The organism is Schaalia hyovaginalis, assembly GCF_014208035.1.
GTDB classification, from domain to species: Bacteria; Actinomycetota; Actinomycetes; order Actinomycetales; family Actinomycetaceae; genus Pauljensenia; species Pauljensenia hyovaginalis.
In genome coordinates this window covers 998225-1015253 of sequence record NZ_JACHMK010000001.1, presented here as the reverse complement: position 1 = coordinate 1015253, position 17029 = coordinate 998225, and the positions used below count along the sequence as shown (strand labels likewise).

13 protein-coding genes are annotated in these 17029 nt (G+C 70.7%); 4 read left to right on the top strand and 9 right to left on the bottom strand.

Annotated elements, in window-relative coordinates:
* Positions 1-94 precede the first annotated feature (94 nt).
* Both HD592_RS04330 and HD592_RS04325 read left to right on the top strand, forming a co-directional pair.
* The gene (locus tag HD592_RS04330) at positions 95-982 is read left to right on the top strand and encodes a LysM peptidoglycan-binding domain-containing protein (RefSeq protein ID WP_184452187.1); all 888 of its coding nucleotides are present in this window, start codon (positions 95-97) and stop codon (positions 980-982) included.
* Positions 979-1455, top strand: a complete 477-nt coding sequence (locus HD592_RS04325; RefSeq protein ID WP_184452185.1) for an Rv3235 family protein — start codon at positions 979-981, stop codon at positions 1453-1455. Before HD592_RS04330 ends, HD592_RS04325 begins: the two co-directional genes overlap by 4 nt.
* Positions 1456-1489: 34 nt before the next feature.
* Here HD592_RS04325 and secA read toward each other — a convergent pair whose 3' ends face one another.
* The 6 genes from secA to mtrA form a co-directional block, all read right to left on the bottom strand.
* On the bottom strand, positions 1490-4372 hold the full coding sequence (gene secA / locus HD592_RS04320) for a preprotein translocase subunit SecA (protein WP_184452183.1): 2883 nt from the start codon (positions 4370-4372) through the stop codon (positions 1490-1492).
* A 209-nt stretch (positions 4373-4581) separates the two neighbouring features.
* Positions 4582-5235: a ribosome hibernation-promoting factor, HPF/YfiA family gene (hpf, locus tag HD592_RS04315; protein ID WP_184452181.1), complete on the bottom strand. Its 654-nt coding sequence runs from the start codon at positions 5233-5235 to the stop codon at positions 4582-4584.
* 199 nt (positions 5236-5434) lie between these two features.
* Positions 5435-6139, bottom strand: coding sequence for a ComF family protein (locus tag HD592_RS04310; protein WP_184452179.1), 705 nt, complete (start codon positions 6137-6139; stop codon positions 5435-5437).
* Between the two features lie 104 nt (positions 6140-6243).
* Complete coding sequence (locus tag HD592_RS04305; protein WP_184452177.1) at positions 6244-7905, bottom strand: LpqB family beta-propeller domain-containing protein; 1662 nt, start codon at positions 7903-7905, stop codon at positions 6244-6246.
* On the bottom strand, positions 7902-9557 hold the full coding sequence (gene mtrB / locus HD592_RS04300; protein ID WP_407822402.1) for an MtrAB system histidine kinase MtrB: 1656 nt from the start codon (positions 9555-9557) through the stop codon (positions 7902-7904). Before mtrB ends, HD592_RS04305 begins: the two co-directional genes overlap by 4 nt.
* On the bottom strand, positions 9538-10218 hold the full coding sequence (gene mtrA / locus HD592_RS04295; RefSeq protein WP_184452175.1) for an MtrAB system response regulator MtrA: 681 nt from the start codon (positions 10216-10218) through the stop codon (positions 9538-9540). Before mtrA ends, mtrB begins: the two co-directional genes overlap by 20 nt.
* A gap of 147 nt (positions 10219-10365) precedes the next feature.
* On the opposite strand from mtrA, the gene HD592_RS04290 reads away from it, so the two are divergent.
* Positions 10366-11487: a DUF7847 domain-containing protein gene (locus HD592_RS04290; RefSeq protein WP_184452173.1), complete on the top strand. Its 1122-nt coding sequence runs from the start codon at positions 10366-10368 to the stop codon at positions 11485-11487.
* Here the strand turns inward: HD592_RS04290 and HD592_RS04285 are convergent.
* Complete coding sequence (locus HD592_RS04285) at positions 11484-11960, bottom strand: DUF3499 domain-containing protein (protein WP_184452171.1); 477 nt, start codon at positions 11958-11960, stop codon at positions 11484-11486. The two genes, HD592_RS04290 and HD592_RS04285, sit on opposite strands and share 4 nt — an antisense overlap.
* A gap of 73 nt (positions 11961-12033) precedes the next feature.
* Between HD592_RS04285 and HD592_RS04280 the strand changes: the two genes are divergently transcribed.
* Positions 12034-12453, top strand: a complete 420-nt coding sequence (locus tag HD592_RS04280; protein ID WP_184452169.1) for a metallopeptidase family protein — start codon at positions 12034-12036, stop codon at positions 12451-12453.
* Positions 12454-12457: 4 nt separating this feature from the next.
* On the opposite strand, the gene HD592_RS04275 is transcribed toward HD592_RS04280, so the two are convergent.
* Together HD592_RS04275 and HD592_RS04270 are read right to left on the bottom strand one after the other, a co-directional pair.
* The gene (locus HD592_RS04275; RefSeq protein WP_184452167.1) at positions 12458-13858 is read right to left on the bottom strand and encodes a DUF5719 family protein; all 1401 of its coding nucleotides are present in this window, start codon (positions 13856-13858) and stop codon (positions 12458-12460) included.
* Positions 13855-17028, bottom strand: a complete 3174-nt coding sequence (locus HD592_RS04270; RefSeq protein WP_184452165.1) for a glycosyltransferase — start codon at positions 17026-17028, stop codon at positions 13855-13857. The genes HD592_RS04275 and HD592_RS04270 overlap by 4 nt, the downstream gene beginning before the upstream one ends.
* Between the last annotated feature and the right edge of the window lies 1 nt (position 17029).

The window sequence follows — 17029 nt, the reverse complement described above, 5'->3', positions numbered from 1 at the left end:
TTCCGGGCGGCTATTGACAGTCGACGAATCCTGATTCACACTAAGTGATACGAACCGATTCGTTCCGATACGTTAATGCAGCAAAAGAGGCGATATGATGCCGACTGATCGATCTCGCGACCTGAGGATCGCCGCCGCGACCGCGGTGCTCGGGGGCGCCGGAGCCGCAGTCCTCCTCCTCGGGGCGCACTGGGTCCGGCCCCTGATCTCCTATGCCCGCCCCGAGCTCGCCCTCGCGTTCCTCCTGGCGCTCGTCGGAGCGGTCGTCCTGGCCTGGAATGCGCTGTGGGCGATCGCGGCCCTGCTGTCCCAGGCGCATGCGCTTCCCGAGCGCGCCCGAAGGGGCCTCCTGAGGGCGGCGAGGGCATGCGGAACCGGACGGGCCCGAAGGATCATCTCCCGCTCCCTCGCCTCTTCAGCGATCGGGGCGAGCGCCCTGGGCCTGGGGATGGGCGCAGCTGGCGCGGAGCCCCGGAAGGAGCCGGCGCCTGCGGATCCCGCATCACTCACGTGGATCTGGGAGGCGAGCGACTCCGCAGACGCTCGGGCCCGCGACTCCGGGGCAGCGCACGACTCCGAGATGAGCGCCGGCTCGCAGTCGAGCGCCGCCCCCGCTGCGCGCCCGGATTCCGCCCCCGCATCTGCCCCTGCCCCGTCGGGGACGCGCACTCCCCCGGCGCCCTCCGGGGGCGAGGGGAGGCCCACGGACGAACGGCGTCCCACGGCCGGGCGGGGCGCCCTCAACCCCGAGGAGGGATCCCCCGACTCCGAAGAGGGATCCCCCGCCGCGCCCACCCGCATCGTCTTGCCCGGCGACAGCCTGTGGGAGATCGCGCGCGCCCAGCTGCCTCCCGGGGCCAACGCGGCGACGATCGACGAGACCTGGCGCGCGATCTACGCGCTCAATGCCGATGCCATCGGTTCCGACCCGAATCTCATCCGCCCCGGACAGACCCTTCTTCTTCCCCAGGAGTCGAAATGAGCGGCCCTTCCCGCGCGCGATCCCTCGATCGCTTCACTCAGACCAGGCGCACCTTCCGCTGGGACATGACCCAGGACGTCTCCGCGACCGAGCTCGCCGACATGAGGCTGTGGCTCGACTCCCGATCCGAGGGCGGTCGGCTCGACCCCGACGTCCCGGACGCGTCGACGTGGTCGGCGGGCCTCGCCCGGGCGATCGTCGAGTCCCTGCTCGGGATGCGCGACAGGCGCCAGCTGGAACGCTGGATGATGCCCTCCCTGTACGCGGCGCTCAAGCACCTCCGCCTCGACTCGGCCTCGACGGGGCGTTCACGGCGCTCCTGCTTCCCCTCGGCCTGGCGGAGCGATGAAATCGCACCGGGCGTCGCGGAGTCCGCGGTCGTGGTGCGCGGCCCGCAGCGCTCCTACGCCGTCGCTCTGCGCCTCGAGGCGTTTCGAGGGCGATGGATGACCACCGCCCTCGAAATCGCCTAGCGCGCCGCGCCGCCGCGCGCGTTCACGAAGATGCTCAACGCCGCTTCCGCGCCTTCTTCGCCGCCGCACGACGCTGCTCACGGTTCGACGACCCCTGCGAAGCAGCAGGAGCGCCCTGAGCCGAGGCCTCGCCCTCGGAGGAGGAGTAGCGCAGGGCCGCGGTCGTCCTCGCCTGGCCGAGGTCGCCCATGACGGAGGCGGCGCGAGCCGTTCGCGCCCGCTGCTCGGCGTGCTTGGCGGCCTGCACGGCCTTCTCGGCGGCCTTCGCCTCAGCCGCGGCCTCAGCCGCGGCGACAGCGTCGAGGGAGGGGGAATCCGAGGCTTCGGGCGCGGTCTGCGCCCCCTGATCGAAGAGGCCCTTGTCCCGGGCCTGCTCGAGCGCCTTGTCGAACTGCTTGGCGAATGCGAAGACCTGCTGAACGGACTCCTCGCGAATGCGCTCCATCATCGCCTGGAACATCTTCGCGCCCTCGTCCTTGTATTCGACCAGGGGGTCGCGCTGGCCCATCGCGCGCAGGCCGATGCCCTCCTTGAGATAGTCCATCTCGTAGAGGTGCTCGCGCCAGAGGCGATCCACCGTCGCGATGACCACGCGGCGCTCGAGGTTGCGCATCGGGTCCTCGCCGAGCTGGGCGAGCGCCAGGGGGTTCTCCTTCAGGGCGTCCTCCGCGTCCTCGTACACGGCGTGAATGTCGCCGACGAGCTCCGTGATGAGGTCATCGCGGACGAGGGAGCCCCGACCGCCGTGCTCGGCCTCGACCTCGGCGTAGGAGACCGAGGGCGGGTAGTACGCGCGCAGCGTGTCCCAGATGACGTCGAGATCCCACTCGCGCGGGGACAGGCCGCCGGTCTTCTCGTCGACGATCCCCGCGATCAGCGTCTCCATGAAGGACTTCATCTGCGGTTCGAGATCCTCGCCCTCGAGGACCCTTCGGCGCTCCTCGTACACGAGCTCGCGCTGACCGGTCATCACGTCGTCGTACTTGAGGACGTTCTTGCGGATCTCGAAGTTGCGCGCCTCGACCTGATGCTGCGCGGACTGGATCGAACGCGAGACCAGGCGGTTCTCCAACGGGAGATCCTCGGGGTAGGCGCCCGAGGCCATGATCCGCTGCGCCATGCCCGAGTTGAACAGGCGCATGAGGTCGTCTTCCATCGACAGGTAGAAGCGGGATTCACCCGGATCGCCCTGACGGCCGGACCGGCCCCTCAGCTGATTGTCGATGCGCCGGGACTCGTGGCGCTCGGAGCCGAGGACGTAGAGCCCGCCGAGTTCACGGACCTCCTCGCGCTCGGCTTCAACCGCGGCATCGGCCTCGGCGAGGGCGAGGGGCCAGGCGGCGCGGTACTCCTCGGGGTTCTCCTTCGGATCGAGCCCCTGGGCGGCGAGGTTCGCCTGCGCGATGAACTCGGAGTTGCCGCCGAGCATGATGTCGGTGCCGCGCCCGGCCATGTTCGTCGCAACGGTCACGGCGCCCTTGCGGCCCGCCATCGCGACGACGGCCGCTTCACGGGCGTGCTGCTTCGCATTGAGCACCTGGTGGGGGATCCGCTTCTCCTTGAGCAGCTGCGAGAGGAGCTCGGACTTCTCGACGGAGGCGGTGCCGACGAGGATCGGCTGGCCCTTCGCGTGCCGCTCGGCGATGTCCTCGATGATCGCGTTGAGCTTGCCCCGTTCGGTCGGGAAGACGAAGTCGGGCTGATCGACGCGGATCATCGGCTTGTTCGTCGGGATCGGGATGACGCCGATCTTGTAGGTCGAAGCGAATTCCGCCGCCTCGGTCTCCGCGGTGCCCGTCATGCCCGCGCGCGAGCCCTCGGGGTAGAGGCGGAAGTAGTTCTGGAGCGTGATCGTGGCGAGGGTCTGGTTCTCGGCCTTGATCTCCACCCCCTCCTTCGCCTCGATGGCCTGGTGCATGCCGTCGTTGTAGCGGCGCCCCGGCAGGACGCGGCCGGTGTGCTCATCGACGATGAGCACCTCCCCCTGATCGACGATGTAGTCCTTGTCGATGTGGAAGAGCTCCTTCGCCTTGATCGCGTTGTTGAGGAAGCCGATGAGCGGGGTGTTCGCCGCCTCGTACAGGTTCTCCACGCCGAGCTGGTCCTCCACCGCGTCGATGCCGGGCTCGAGTACGCCGATCGTCTTCTTCTTCTCGTCGACCTCGTAGTCGACGTCGCGGGTGAGGAGCTTCGCGATGCGCGCGAATTCCACGTACCAGCGGTTGACGTCGCCCGATGCAGGGCCGGAGATGATGAGCGGGGTGCGGGCCTCGTCGATGAGGATCGAGTCGACCTCGTCGACGATCACGTAGTTGTGGCCGCGCTGGACCATGTCCTCGACGCGCTGGGCCATGTTGTCGCGCAGGTAGTCGAAGCCGAACTCGTTGTTCGTCCCATAGGTGATATCGGCTTCGTACTGCTTGCGGCGCTCGTCGGGGCGCTGGCCGACGAGGACGCAGCCGGTGGTCAGACCGAGGAAGGTGTAGACGCGCGCCATGATGTCGGACTGGTACTTGGCGAGGTAATCGTTGACCGTGACGACGTGGACGCCCTTGCCGGTCAGAGCCCGCAGATAGGCCGGCATGGTCGCGACGAGGGTCTTGCCCTCACCGGTCTTCATCTCCGCGATGTTGCCCTGGTGCAGGGCGATCCCGCCCATGACCTGCACGTGGAAGGGCCTCATGTGGAGGATACGCCACGCGGCCTCCCTCACGGTGGCGAAGGCCTCGACGAGCAGGTCGTCCAGGGTCTCGCCTTCGGCGAGGCGGGCCTTGAACTCCTCCGTCTTCGCCTGGAGCTCCGCGTCGCTCAGCGCTTCGAAATCCTCTTGAAGGGCGTCGACCTGACTGGCGAGCTGGTCGAGCTTCTTGAGGGTGCGTCCCTCGCCTGCGCGAAGGATCTTGTCGATGAAGGACACGAGGACTCCTGTGGGTTGAATCGGGGCGAGGGCCCCGTGCGCGTGGCGCGCACCCGTTCAGTTTACGGAGTTCGCGGCCCGGACTCGACCTGACGCGGGCGCGACTCGTCTCATTCGCCTAACTTCCGGAGGCGAGGAGGGGGATCCCCGCACTCAAGGGCCCGCCGGAGAGCGCTCCGGCGGGCCCTTGGGCTCAGCGGACGAGGGGTTCAGGCCTTGATCGTCGTGTTGAGCCTGAGGACGCCGTAGGTCCAGCCGTGGCGGTGGTAGACGACGCAGGGCTGCATCGTCTCCTTGTCGATGAAGAGGAAGAAGGGGTGCCCGACCATCTCCATCTGGTCGAGGGCCTCGTCGACGCTCATGGGTTCGGCTTCATGGACCTTCTGCCGCACGATGATCGGCGAGTCCCCGAGCTGTTCCTCGCGGGCTTCGCCGACCTTGAGGTCTTCTGCGGAGCGCAGCGACGCGGGGGCGGGAGGGGCCTCTTCGGGGGCCCCGCCGTCGAGGGCGACCTCTTCGAGGAGTTCGACGTCCTCGATGTCGCGGGGGTAGCGCCGACGGTGATCCTTGTCGCGGTCGCGCATGCGGCGCAGACGTTCGAAGAGCTTGCCCGCAGCGATGTCAACGGCTGCGTAGCGGTCGGCGGACTCCGCTTCAGCGCGGATGATCGGCCCCTTGCCGTAGACGGTCAGCTCAATGCGCTCCGCGGTGTCGGCTTGGCGGGGGTTCCGCTCGTGGGTGAGTTCGACGTCCACCCGCTGAGCGCGGGGGTAGAACTGGGTGACTTTCGAGACCTTCTCTTCGACGTAGGCGCGGAAGTTCGGGTGGATCTCCGCATTGCGCGCGACGACAGTGATGTCCATGTTTCCTCCAGAGGAAGTCGGCGGGCTCCTTCGCCCGCGAATCGAATGCCCGAACGCATCGCCGCTTCGGGCCGTGATCTGAGCTATCACCTCCTCCGATCGCGCGGGGAGCGGTTTTCGTCTTCACCGCCTCCCGCGCGGTGGCTATGGGAGGAGTCTACCCCAGAACGTGATGCGCGTCATAGGATGCGCATTCCTTTCACCTGCTGCGACCCGCCCCCGCCTGCGCGAGAACGGCCCCGGCCCGGGCTCCTGCGCACACCCGCGTAAGCTCCCTCAGAGTCGCACCGGTCGTGATGACGTCGTCGACGAGGATGATCCTGCCCGGATCGGGCAGGCGGACTCGGGCCCGCATGATCCCCTCGCGCCCCCGTCTTCGCGCCGCCCCTCCCCTGCCGGCCTGCGAATGGGCGCCGATCCTCACGGCGATCGCATCGACGACGAGGACGCGGGCGCCGCTCGCGCAGGCGAGGCCGCGCGCGACGCCGCGCGCGAGCACGTCCGTCACCCGAGTCCCCGCCAGCCGGCGTTTCCAGCTCGGAGGCGCGGGAACGACCCACCACGGCTCGCCCGAGCGGGGATCCTCCCCCTCCCGGAGGGCGACGATGCCCGCGAGCGCGCGGCCGAGGGTGAAACCGGCTTCCTCGAGGAAGGCACTCCCGTCGAACGCGGGCGAGTGCTTCGCCGCGAGCAGGATCGAGCGGAGCTCGCCCTCGTACGCGCCGGAGGCGATGAGGGGGATCGACTCGCCCGCCCGGGGCGCGTCCTCGAGGAGGCCGACGACGGGCGGCCTCCTGGCGAGCGCCGCGCAGGCGGGGCACACGACTTCGTCCCAGGCCCCGCAGCCGAAGCACTGGGTCGGCCACAGGAGCCCCTGAGCGGCCCTGAGGAGCGTCGCGGTCATGCCCCGATGCTCGCACCGGGATGCGTCCTGGGCGGCGCGGGGCGGGGGCGCCTGTGGACGGGCCGGCGATCCCGACGCCCCTGGATGAAGGCGCCGGGTCCTGCTCATCCGGGGAAGCGGATCTCCTTGAAGGTCGCGGGCACGTCCTGCCAGAGCGCCCCGGATCGGCAGTGGACTCCCCCGCGCGAGTCGAGCATGCACAGATTCATCGCCGATGAGCCGGCGCTCAGCGAAACGATGTCCTCGGGGGTGGAGATCGCCGATCCGAATCCCCCCAGGTCGACGTCGATGAGGCCGCTCCCGCCTCCGCGAGCCTCATCCGCGCGGGCGACGGCGACCACGAAGGAGGTGCCGTCCGTCCAGGCCGCGTCGATCACGCCCGTCGCGTAGGAGCCGCCCGACTCGAGTCCGACGATGCTGCGGGGCGCCCCCTCGGTATCCCGCAGGACGGCGCCGATCCACAGCGCGCCGCCTTCTTCGCCCTCGCGGACGATGAGGGCCCTCGCCCCGTCGGGCGAGATCGCGACCGAGCGGACGGGGACGTCCTCGCCCCCTTCAACGGGGACTTCGATGACCGACCCGTCCGAGCGCGCGGCGATCGCTCCCGCCGACGCTGCGGCCCAGACGTAGCCGAATCGGTCGATCGAGGGCGCTCCCGAGGACTGGTGCGCCACCCGGGCGCTCTCGGGTTCCGCCCCGCCTTTTTCGATGCGCAGCTCGCCCTCGTGCCGCCACGCGACGAGGTCGTGAGTGACCGGGGACATCGCCGGGGAGCCCGCCCCCTCGAGAGGCTGTTCGGCGAGGTTGAGGGGGACCACCGTCATCGCCGAAATCGTGCCGATCGCGCTCTCATTGAGCCCGACTCGCGTGTCGAGGGAGAAGGCGGGTCCCTCGGGCAGGGGCGAGTCGCTGAGGTCGATCCCCGAGACCTTCAGTTCCACCGCGGAGATCGAGGCGTCCTGGGCCAGGGTGCGCGCGATCTGCCAGTGGAGGAGGGATCGGGCCGTGGAGCTCTCGGGGACGGGCGCTTCTAGGGAGACGCTGGCGACTCCTTCGCGCACCTCGATCCCCTGGGAGGGGATGGTCGTCCCACCGGGGATCGCGTTGGTGACCGCCTGGGAGATCCCCTTCTCGGGCCCGCCGACGAGGCCCTTGAGGAGGTGCGTGGACAGGCGCCTCGACGGGTACCAGCGCGGATCGGGGACGAGGGCGTCCCCCGTCGTTGCGGGGAAGTAGAGGTTCGTCAACTCGTACGAGGCGCTGAAGGAGGCCTGGGAGATGATGTAGGCGTTCTCGGGGGCGTCGATCCGCCACTGCCCGTTCTCCTTGACGAGGGCGAGGCTCGCGGTGATCTGGGAGTCGGTGCTGCGCGTCAGGATGCCGTTGGCGTCGACGGAGGCCACGCCCTGGGCGCTGACGGTCACTGAGACGCGGTCCCCGTCCTCCGCCCCGCTCTTGACGAGGGGGCGCGTCGCCGTGTCGTAGATGAGGACTTGCTCCGCCGGATTCCATTCCTGGGCGCTCCCCGAGGTGAGGAAGAGGCGCGCCGTGGCGAAATCGTCGTTCGCGCCCGCGGCGCATGCGAGGAGGAAGTCCGTGACGAGGGTGCTCGGATCGGAGTCGGGGGACGGACCGTCCGCCGCGAGTTGGATCGGCGCGGAATCGGGGATCGACACGTCGAAGGGCTGCGGGGCGGAGGCGTCCGGCAGGGAGGTGCACCCCGTGAGGAGCAGGAGGGCGAGGGCGAGGGCGAGGAGGCGTTTCATGCGTCCTCCCACAGGCCGAGCGGCCCCGGTCCGATGGGGGCCCCGGGTTCTTTCGGGATCGTCATGAGGAAGGAGGAGCCGTTGCCGGGCTCTCCCCGAGCCGTCAGGATCCCCCCGTGCAGTGCGACGTCCTCGGCGGCGATCGACAGGCCCAGGCCCGTGCCGCCCGTGGTGCGCTTGCGCGAGGCGTCGGCCCGGTAGAAGCGGTCGAAGACGCGGGCCGCCGTCTCCTCGGTCATGCCGACCCCGTGGTCGCGCACGCGCACGGCGACCGCCTCCTCGTTCTGGGCGATGGTGATGTCGACGCTGGTCCGGTCGGCGAACTCGAGGGCGTTCACGAGGAGGTTCCTCAGGACGCGTTCGATCCGACGCGCATCGATGGATGCGGCGCAGCGGTGATCGGGCTCGCGGACCGTCACTTCGACCCCCAGTCGCTGGGCGAGTTCGGCGTTGGCCTTCACGACCTTCGCGACGACGGCGCGCAGATCGGTGAGCTCCGCGGCGAGATCGGCCGATCTCGCGTCGTAGCGGGAGATCTCGAGAAGATCGGTGAAGAGCGAGTCCATGCGGTCGGTCTGCTCGTGGAGGAGTTCCGCCGAGCGCTTCGCGGCAGCCGGGAGCGATTCGCGATTGTCCCAGATGATCGAGTCGGCCATGCGGATCGTCGTCAGCGGCGTGCGCAGTTCGTGCGACACGTCCGAGACGAAGCGCTGCTGGAGTTGGGAGAGTTCGTCGTATTCCTCGATCTTGTCCTGCAGGGAGGCCGCCATGTCGTTGAAGGCGCGGGACAGGTCCGCCATCTCGTCTTCGCCGTGGACGTCGACTCGCGCGTCGAGGTCCCCCGAGGCGAGGTGCTTGGCGGCGTCGGCCGTGCGGCGCACCGGGAGGAGGAATTTGTAGAGCATCCAGAACACGGCGAGCGGGAGGCCGAGGACGATGGGGATCGCCGCGACGAGGAGGACCCGCATCGCCATGTCGACCTGGCGCTGGTCCGAGGCGAGGGAGTAGACGATGTAGAGCTCGTGCGGGCCGGCCCTGGGGATTTCGACCTCCATCCCGACGAGGATCCCGGGGGCCCCGGAGGAGTCGCTGAGGCGGATCGAGACGGACTGCCATTGCGCGGAGCCGGAGTCGCGGACAGCTTGCCTCATGGTGCGGTCGATGAGGTCGAGGACGTCGGCGTCGACGATCTGGTTGATGCGGAAGGAGGTGAGGGAATCGGGCGAGCGGAGGAGTGCGACTGAGACGGCGCCCGCGCCCGCGGCCGAGGAGCGGATCGATTCGACGACCTGTCGGGCCGTTTCCTGAACCTGATCGGGGGTGCTCGCCGTCGATTGATCGAATGTCTGCCGGGCCGAGGAGAATCGGACCGCCGCGTCGTCGAGGACCAGGTCCTTGCGGGATTCGAATGCGGAGGTGCGCAGTTGCGCCGAGACGGTGAGCGCGAAGACCGACATGAGCGCCAGCGCGGCGGCGGTGACCGCGAGGGCCGAGCGGATGGACAAGGACCTGCGCACGGCGGAGGCGGGCTTCGATGAGAGGAGGCGGGCTCCGACGCGGGAGCGCTTCCACGCGCCGACGAGCGGGGCGAGCAGGCGCCGTGACGGGACCGAGCGCGCGCGCCCTCCCGATTCAGGCCCCTGTTCCCGCACGGTACCCGACGCCCCTGACGGTGACGACGATCTCGGGGTTCTCCGGATCCCGTTCGATCTTCGAGCGGAGCCTTTGGACGTGGACGTTCACGAGTCGTGTGTCGGCCGCGTGCCTGTAGCCCCACACCCTCTCGAGCAGCTCTTCGCGGGTGAAGACCTTCCAGGGCGCGCTGCCGAGGGCCACGAGCAGATCGAATTCGAGGGGCGTGAGGGCGATCGGCTCCGGGCCCCGATGGACGGCGTGCCCGGGCACGTCGATCACGAGGTCGCCGAGGACGAGGCGCGCGTCCCCCGATTCCTCGCGGCCGCGCAGACGGGCTCGGATGCGCGCGATGAGCTCCTTCGGCTTGAAGGGCTTGGGCACGTAGTCGTCCGCGCCCGCTTCGAGGCCCGCGACCACGTCCGCCGTATCCGAACGGGCCGTGAGCATGACGATCGGAACGTCGGATTCACGTCGGATGAGGCGGCACACCTCGATGCCGTCGAGTCCGGGCAGCATGAGGTCGAGCAGAACGAGATCGGGCGTGCTCCGATGGAAGGCGTCGAGGGCGAGGGAGCCGTCCGGGCAGGTGTCGACGGCGAAGCCCTCAGCCCCGAGGACGATTCCGATCATCTCGGCGAGCGCCGCATCGTCGTCGACGACGAGGATCCGCGAATTCATGTCACGATAGTGTCACGAATTGCGTGATCGCGGGGGCAGACTCGCGGACTTGTCCGACCCAGAGGCGGGAAGCCCCGGGCCGCTCCCCGTGGACACCCCGCTGCCCATGCGCAAGACTGAGGGCGACCCGGACCAGGAAGGACTGTCGTGACCGATCCGCAGATCCACCCGCTGAACGACTCGTATCACGTCGAGGGGGCGCCGGGCTGGGGGCCGGCGGTGCCTCCGGGGGCCTCTTTCGGCTGGACGCCCTCGGCCTCTCCCGAGGCGGGGGAGCCGGAATCCTCGGGGATCATTCCGCTCCGCCCCCTGTCGATCGCGGATATCTTCTCGGGCACGCTGAACGCGATTCGCGCCAACCCGCTGCTCCATCTCGGCCTGACCGCCTGCGTGATGGCCCTCGTCGGGGCGGCAACGGGCATTCAGGTCGCGGGCGTGTCCCGGGCGCTCCGCCTCGTCGAGCACGCGTTCGTCGTTTCGAGCGGCGCCGATCTCCTCGGGGGTCTCAGCGGCGTCCTCGTCCCCTCCCTGTCCTTCTTCGCACTCACCCTCATCCTCTCGATCCTCGCGTCCGTCCTGCTCACCGGGATGCTGTCGCTCGCGGTCGCCGATGCGGTGATCGGTCGCAGGCCGACGGCGCGCGAGACCTGGGACCGGCTGCGGCCGCGCCTCGCGCCCCTGCTGGGGACGACCCTCCTCATCTGCCTGCTGTCCTTCGCCTTCGTCGCGCTCATGACCGTGCTCATCCTGACGGCAGTCTTCGGGGTCCTGGCCCTGGCCCCTGAGTTCGAGGGCTCCGTCTTCGCCTGGATGATCATGCTCGCTCTCGTGTGCCTCGTCATCATCGCCGTGTCCTTCGCCGCGCTCGTCGCCCTCGCCGTCCGGCTGTTCTTCGCGCCGATCGCCTGCGTCCTGGAGGAGCGCGGGCCCGTGGAGTCGATCTCACGATCGTGGGCGTTGACCAGGGGCGCTTTCGCCCGCCTGCTCGGGCGCTACCTCCTGATGATCCTGGTGGTCAACACCCTTGTCGGCGTCCTGGTCGGGGCGGTCACCGGGGTGATGACGAGCATCATGATGCTCCTGAACTCCCCGGTGTTCGACGGCGCGGCCAGCGGCTTGACGGTGGTGCTCGCGGGCATCGCGATCCCGGTTCAAGTGGCGTGCACGGTGCTCATGTACACCGACGAGAGGATGCGGACCGAGGGCCTGGCCCCTGTCCTCGCGGCTGCGCGGGCGAGTGCGGCCGGCCGCTCCCCGATGGGCTCCTAGTCCTGCGATTCCGGCCCTTCGGCGTCGATGACCCGGAAGCGGGCGCGCCGCTTCGCGAAGGCCGACTCGGGATCGAGGGGGTTGTCTTCGGCGGCCCGCGCCCGGGTGGGGGCGAAGGGCCCCCGCTCGGGCTCCCCGGCCCGGCCCGGCTGGGGAGCCGCTTGCGCGGCCGGACGGGCCGCCTTGTCGGTTTCGGGGGTTTCGCTGGCCGCGCGTCTCACGGCGTCGACGAGGGCGAGCAGGTCGTCGCCCGTGGGAGCGGCAGGCTCGAAATGCGTTTGGAGCCGGACGACCTGCCATCCCTTCGGCGCGGTGAGCTGCTGGGCGTGAATGTCGCAGAGATCGTAGGCATTGGGTTCGGCGACCGTTGCGAGGGGTCCCAGGACGACCGTCGAGTCGGAGTAGTCGTAGGTGAGCGTCGCAACGCCGGGGCGCTGGCACCCGGGCTTGGAGCAGTGTCTGGCCGAAATCACTGGACCAGAGTACGGCACGGCGGGCGCGCCTTGCGATTGAGCGTTCGGTGCGTCACCTCGCTAGGCTGGGCGGGTGCCCCTTGCTATTCATCGTCCCGCGCGCGACCGTCACGGCCGCGGCCCCCGAGGCCCCCTCTTCTTCCCGGGCACTCCCGCATGGCGGACCCGCCGGGAGGCCTTCGACGAGCTCGTGGGGACGATCGTCGATGAGTTGACGCGCAGGTGGCCGGCGGTTGCGCGGATCGAGTTCGCCACCGAGGACGTCCCGCCCTCCGATCCGGCCCCGTGGGAGGATCATTCCGAAGTGCTCGCCCGCGTGTTCTTCGCGGATCGGCGCCGCGGCCTTTCCGATCGGATCGTGGTCTACCGCTTGCCGATCGTGCTGCGTTCCGAGGGCGGGGATTACGCGGAGGCGGTGCGGCGCGTCCTCGTCGAGCGCATTTCGCACGTCATCGCGCTCGGCCCCGACGAGATCGACGACGCCTTGAGGTAGGGCCTCACGGGCCCAGTCGGACCTCGGCTTCGCGCGCGACGAGCCCCGCGGTGCCGATCGGCCAGGCGGAGTGCAGTGCGCCCGAGGGGGTTTCGACGCTGATGAGGAGCGCGGCCCGGACGGGGCCGTCGGCGCGGAGCCGGGCGCCCTCTTCACCGAGCCGGATCAGCGCCGAAGCGCCTGCTGCAAGGTCGAGGCGCTCGGATCCGAGGCTCACGGCGACGGGCGCCCCGCCCTCGGGCGCCGGGTTCGCGATGAGCAGGGAAGCGTCGACGCTCCCGCTCCCGGAGGGGGTGGCGATGGAGGTGGCGCGCAGCGGTTCGGCCAGGAGCTGCTCATCGACCAGCGAGCGCAAGGAGGCCAGGCCGGGCAGATCGGCCGTCATGACCGCGGATGCGGGAACGAGCGAGGAGATCACCTCCCGCCGCTCCTGCGACCCGGGCCAGGCGGCGGCGATCCGGGTCTGGATCGCGGTCGCGACGATCGCCTGGTCGGAGTCGATGCGGATCCCGATCGCGTCCGTCGAGGCGCCGGTCAGGGGGATCGAGAGCACTCCCTTGGCGTCGATCCTCACGTCCCCGCCCTCGAGGGCCCGGGGGCCCGAGGGGGTGAGCAGGGTGATCGACAGGGCGGCGGGCTCCTCGCCGGGAACCGCGACGAGGAGCGAAGAGGAGTCTTCGCCGCCGACGCCGAGGATCGTCGTGCTCTTGAGCGGCGTCGTCGAGGGGATCCAGGTCGTCCCCTTGGGGATCTCCCCGTCCATCTTCGATACCTGCGCGAAGGCTGCGACGCCTGCGCCGTCGGCGCGGACGCGCAGGACGAGCCTTTCCTCGTCTGCGAACCATCCGGCGGGCAGGAGCGCCACGGAGGAGTTCGCGGGCACGGTGACGGCCTGGCCCGCCTCGCCGAGGGGCCCCAGGGCCCCGTAACCCTCGATGGTCACCTGGGAGGGGGTCGGCGTCGGGTTGGACAGGAGCAGGACGGCATCGGATCCGACGGTGGTCGGACCGATCGCGAGCCATTGGTCGAGTGAGGGGACGGCGCAGCCGGTGGTCGTGAGGCCGAGGAGGTCGCCGCCCCCCTGGCCCGCGAGGATCATCGCGCTCGGGATGGTCAGCGCCTCTCCCCCTCCGGCTTGGGCGGTGAGGGTCTCCGGCGCGTTATGGCCGGCGTCGAGTCCCGTGGACGACCAGATCCCCGCTAAGGCCCGCCGGGTCGTGTCGAAGGGGTCGATGGTGCCGGTGGGGCAGGCCAGCGCGACGCTCCTCGCGTTCGCTTCGACGAGGGCGGCGGGCGCCTCTCGAACGGGTTCCGCGGGCAGGACGGCGTCCGTCAGGGCGGCCGCGCCGAGGAAGACGGTTCCGAGGAGCACGAGCCCGAGGGGGATGATGCGTGCGGGTCTCATTTGCCGGACCTCCAGGGGATCGCGGCGAGGGCCGTCAGAGCGAGGACGAGCAGGACGGCGATCTGCCAGGTGAGCGTCCGGGCGCGGGCGTAGGAGACGACGAGCGTCCCCGGGCCGAGATCGGTGAATCCCTGGGCCCAGCCGTCGACTGTGGTGGGGGCGAGTTCGACGCCGTTGAGGCTCGCCCGCCATCCGGCATCGGCGCGTTCGGCGAGGACGAGCGTGCCCTGCGCCTGCCCGTCCAGTTCGACTCGGACGCCCTCGGCCGTCGAGTCGACGGGCTCCGGCCCGCCCTGGGCGTCGATGCGGACGCGCGAGGGGGCGGTTCCTCGCGGTCGGACCCGCCAGACGATCCCGGCATCGGTCTGGCCGATGCGTTCGAGGCCGACGGCGCGATCGAGGCCTCCGGCGATGAGGGGCAGTCCCGGTGAATCCGCGGGGACCAGGACCGTATCGACTCCGTGCGCGGCGATGTCGGCGACGACGTCCTCGTCCGGGTAGACGACGAGGGCGAGGGCGGCGCTTTCGAGAGCGGCGGTGGCGGGATCGGCCTCCGTGCCGCCGACGAGCGCACGGGCCCGGGAGAGGGGGGTGGAGTCGGTGAGGGAGGGACCGGCTCCGCGCCACAGGGCGATGTCGAGGCGGGCGAGGCCCTCGTCGGCGTCGAGGACGAGGACGCGGGCCTGACGCGAGGAGATCTGCCCCTGCTCGCTCACGGCGGCGATCAGGGGCGCGGAGGCGTGGACGCCTCGGGAGAGGGGGGCGCTCGCGTCCGAGGGGGCGGAGGCGGCCCCGACGCGGTCGATGAGGGGGGTCGCCCCGGCCGCCAGGGCGCACAGGGCGAGCAGTGCGCCGAAGCGGCCGGCGCGGCGCATCCCGGGCGCCCCGATCTCCGGCAGGGTGGGAACGGCGAGGAGTCCCGCCGTCATGAGAGCGAGGGCGGCAAGTGAGAGCATCGGCGAGATCCACGCCGTGGTCACCTGCGAGTCGACGACTCCCGCGTCCACGCGGCGCACGACGGCCGCGAGGAGGAGGAAGAGGGCGGCGAGGGCGACGAATGCGGGGGCGGAGGCGAGGCGCGCGGAGTCCGTCTTCGCCCTGAGCGCCCGCGGCATGAGGAGGCAGGCCGAGATGAGGAGGGCGACCATCGGGATCGCCTGCAGGATCAGGCGGAGCGGGTCCGATTCGAGGACGGGGAGCCCGAGGAGCACCTCCCACGAGCGCGCCATCATCGTCGCGGCGTCGGGGCCCGCGACGGTCGCGAGGGCGCGCCAGGATCCGGGGCTCGTCACCGCATCGACGGCGAAGGGCGCGAGGAGCACTAAGGAGGGGATGAGGACGAGGAGGGCGAGTCGGCCCCCGCCCCGCCGCAGGAGGACGATGACGGCGACGAGCACGAGGAGGAAGGCCCAGGGGACGCAGGCGACGAGGGCTGCGGAGAGGATCGCGAAGCGCGCGAGGCGGCCCGAGCGCTGCCCCGGTTCGAAGGCGACGGTGCCGAAAGCGCCGCGCAGGCGCAGCGGGATCGCCGGTGCCGCGAGGCCCGCCCAGACGCCGGCGGCGAGGGGGAGCAGGACGTGGAAGAGGGCCGGGGCGAGCCTGCCCTGCTCGAGGCTGAGTCCGAGTGCGGGCAGCGCCGCCCAGGTCAGGGCCGTCGCGCTTCGAAGGCCCGGACTGCGCGTGAGACGGCATGCGAACACCCAGGCGGTCCCCGCGGCCGCGGGGATGGCGAGGACGAGGATCCATGCCAGCACCGCGTTCATGGGGACGCTTGCGAGCCCGAGGGGGACGAGGACGAGGGCGATCGGGAGGAGGAAGGGGTCGGGGGCGCCGGCGAGGCCGTCTCCTCCTGCGATCCACCATGAGAAGGCCGCGTGCCACAGGTCTGCGGGCGCCGTCGGGGCGGCGGCCCAGGCTCCTCCCGCGAGGGTCGGGCCGATCCCCCACCAGCGCAGGAAGGCGAGGGCGGAGGCGAGGATGAGAGTGGCGATGAGCACCCAGGCGTTGCGGGCGGCGTAGGAGGCCCTGGCCCTCACGACGATCGGATCGTCGAGGTCCTCGGAGGAATCATCGGCGCGCTTGAGATCCTTCTTGAGGGCGCGCAGGCGTTTGCCCCGGACTTCGAGGGGGTGCAGCGCGGAGCGGGGAACCCGCGCGATCCGCCGCATGCGCAAGCGCTCGACGAGCAGATGAGGGGTGAAACGGATGAGGCGGAGCCAGGCCGCGATCTCGGGCAGGAAGAGGCGCCCGCGACCGCTCAGGAGGCGCGCGAGGGCCCGCAGGGGCGTCCAGAGGAGCAGCCACGCCATGAGGAGGGGCATGAGGGCCGAGGGCGCCGCCTTCGCCCAGTTGTACAGCTGGGCGAAGCGCCTGGCGCCGAAGCTCGGGTCCGCCGGATCGCCCTTGGGAGTGCGCGCTCGCACCGCCGAGTCGGGGCCGGCTCCCCGGCTCGCGCCCTCGGCGGGGGGTGAAGCGGGGCCGCGCGGGACCAGGGAGGCCCTGGCGTGCCGGATCCTGGCCCCGGGGACCACGACGACGCGGAAGCCCGCGCGGTGCAGGCGGCGCGAGAAGTCGAGGCCGTCGCCGAAGGGGCCGAGGGCGGGATCGAAGCCTCCCACCGCCTCCCAGGCCCCGGGGTCGACCAGCATTCCCGCGGTGCCGATTCCGAGGACATCGCTGCGGCCGTCGTACTGGCCCTGGTCGATCTCGCCGGGGAGGATCGATTCGAGGCGGCGCGCGCTCGCCGTCGCCTCGATGCCGACCTCGAGGATCCTCACGCCCCGCGCGTCGAGCTGCTTGGGGCCCGCGGCCGCGATCGTGCGACCGAGGTCGGCGACTTCCCACAGCCTCTCCAGGCAGGTCGCCTCGGGCTCGGAGTCGTCGTGAAGGATCCACCACCAGCGGGCGGACAGGAGGCCGGGGTCGACCGCGCGCACTGCGGTGTTGAGCGCGTCGCCGAGGTTCTTCGCACCGGGGGTCGCGATGGTGCGCACGGGGGGATCTGCTCCGTCGATGCGCGCCGCCGCGGGCGCGCCGGGAGAAGCGGACCCGGAGCAGTCGAGGATGAGGATCTCATCGGGTGCGAGCGTCTGCTCGCGAGAAGCCTCGAGGACACGCGATGCCGAATCGGAATCGCGTGCGACGATGAAGGCGAGGATCCGGGGCTTCACC

What these genes read in the sequence shown, in the direction of transcription:
- hpf (WP_184452181.1), bottom strand. Translation starts at nt 5,235, where the DNA reads ATGGACATCACTGTCGTCGCGCGCAATGCGGAGATCCACCCGAACTTC.
- mtrA (WP_184452175.1), bottom strand. Translation starts at nt 10,218, where the DNA reads ATGAATTCGCGGATCCTCGTCGTCGACGACGATGCGGCGCTCGCCGAG.
- HD592_RS04275 (WP_184452167.1), bottom strand. Translation starts at nt 13,858, where the DNA reads ATGAGACCCGCACGCATCATCCCCCTCGGGCTCGTGCTCCTCGGAACC.
- HD592_RS04330 (WP_184452187.1), top strand. Translation starts at nt 95, where the DNA reads ATGATGCCGACTGATCGATCTCGCGACCTGAGGATCGCCGCCGCGACC.
- HD592_RS04325 (WP_184452185.1), top strand. Translation starts at nt 979, where the DNA reads ATGAGCGGCCCTTCCCGCGCGCGATCCCTCGATCGCTTCACTCAGACC.
- HD592_RS04305 (WP_184452177.1), bottom strand. Translation starts at nt 7,905, where the DNA reads ATGAAACGCCTCCTCGCCCTCGCCCTCGCCCTCCTGCTCCTCACGGGG.
- HD592_RS04310 (WP_184452179.1), bottom strand. Translation starts at nt 6,139, where the DNA reads ATGACCGCGACGCTCCTCAGGGCCGCTCAGGGGCTCCTGTGGCCGACC.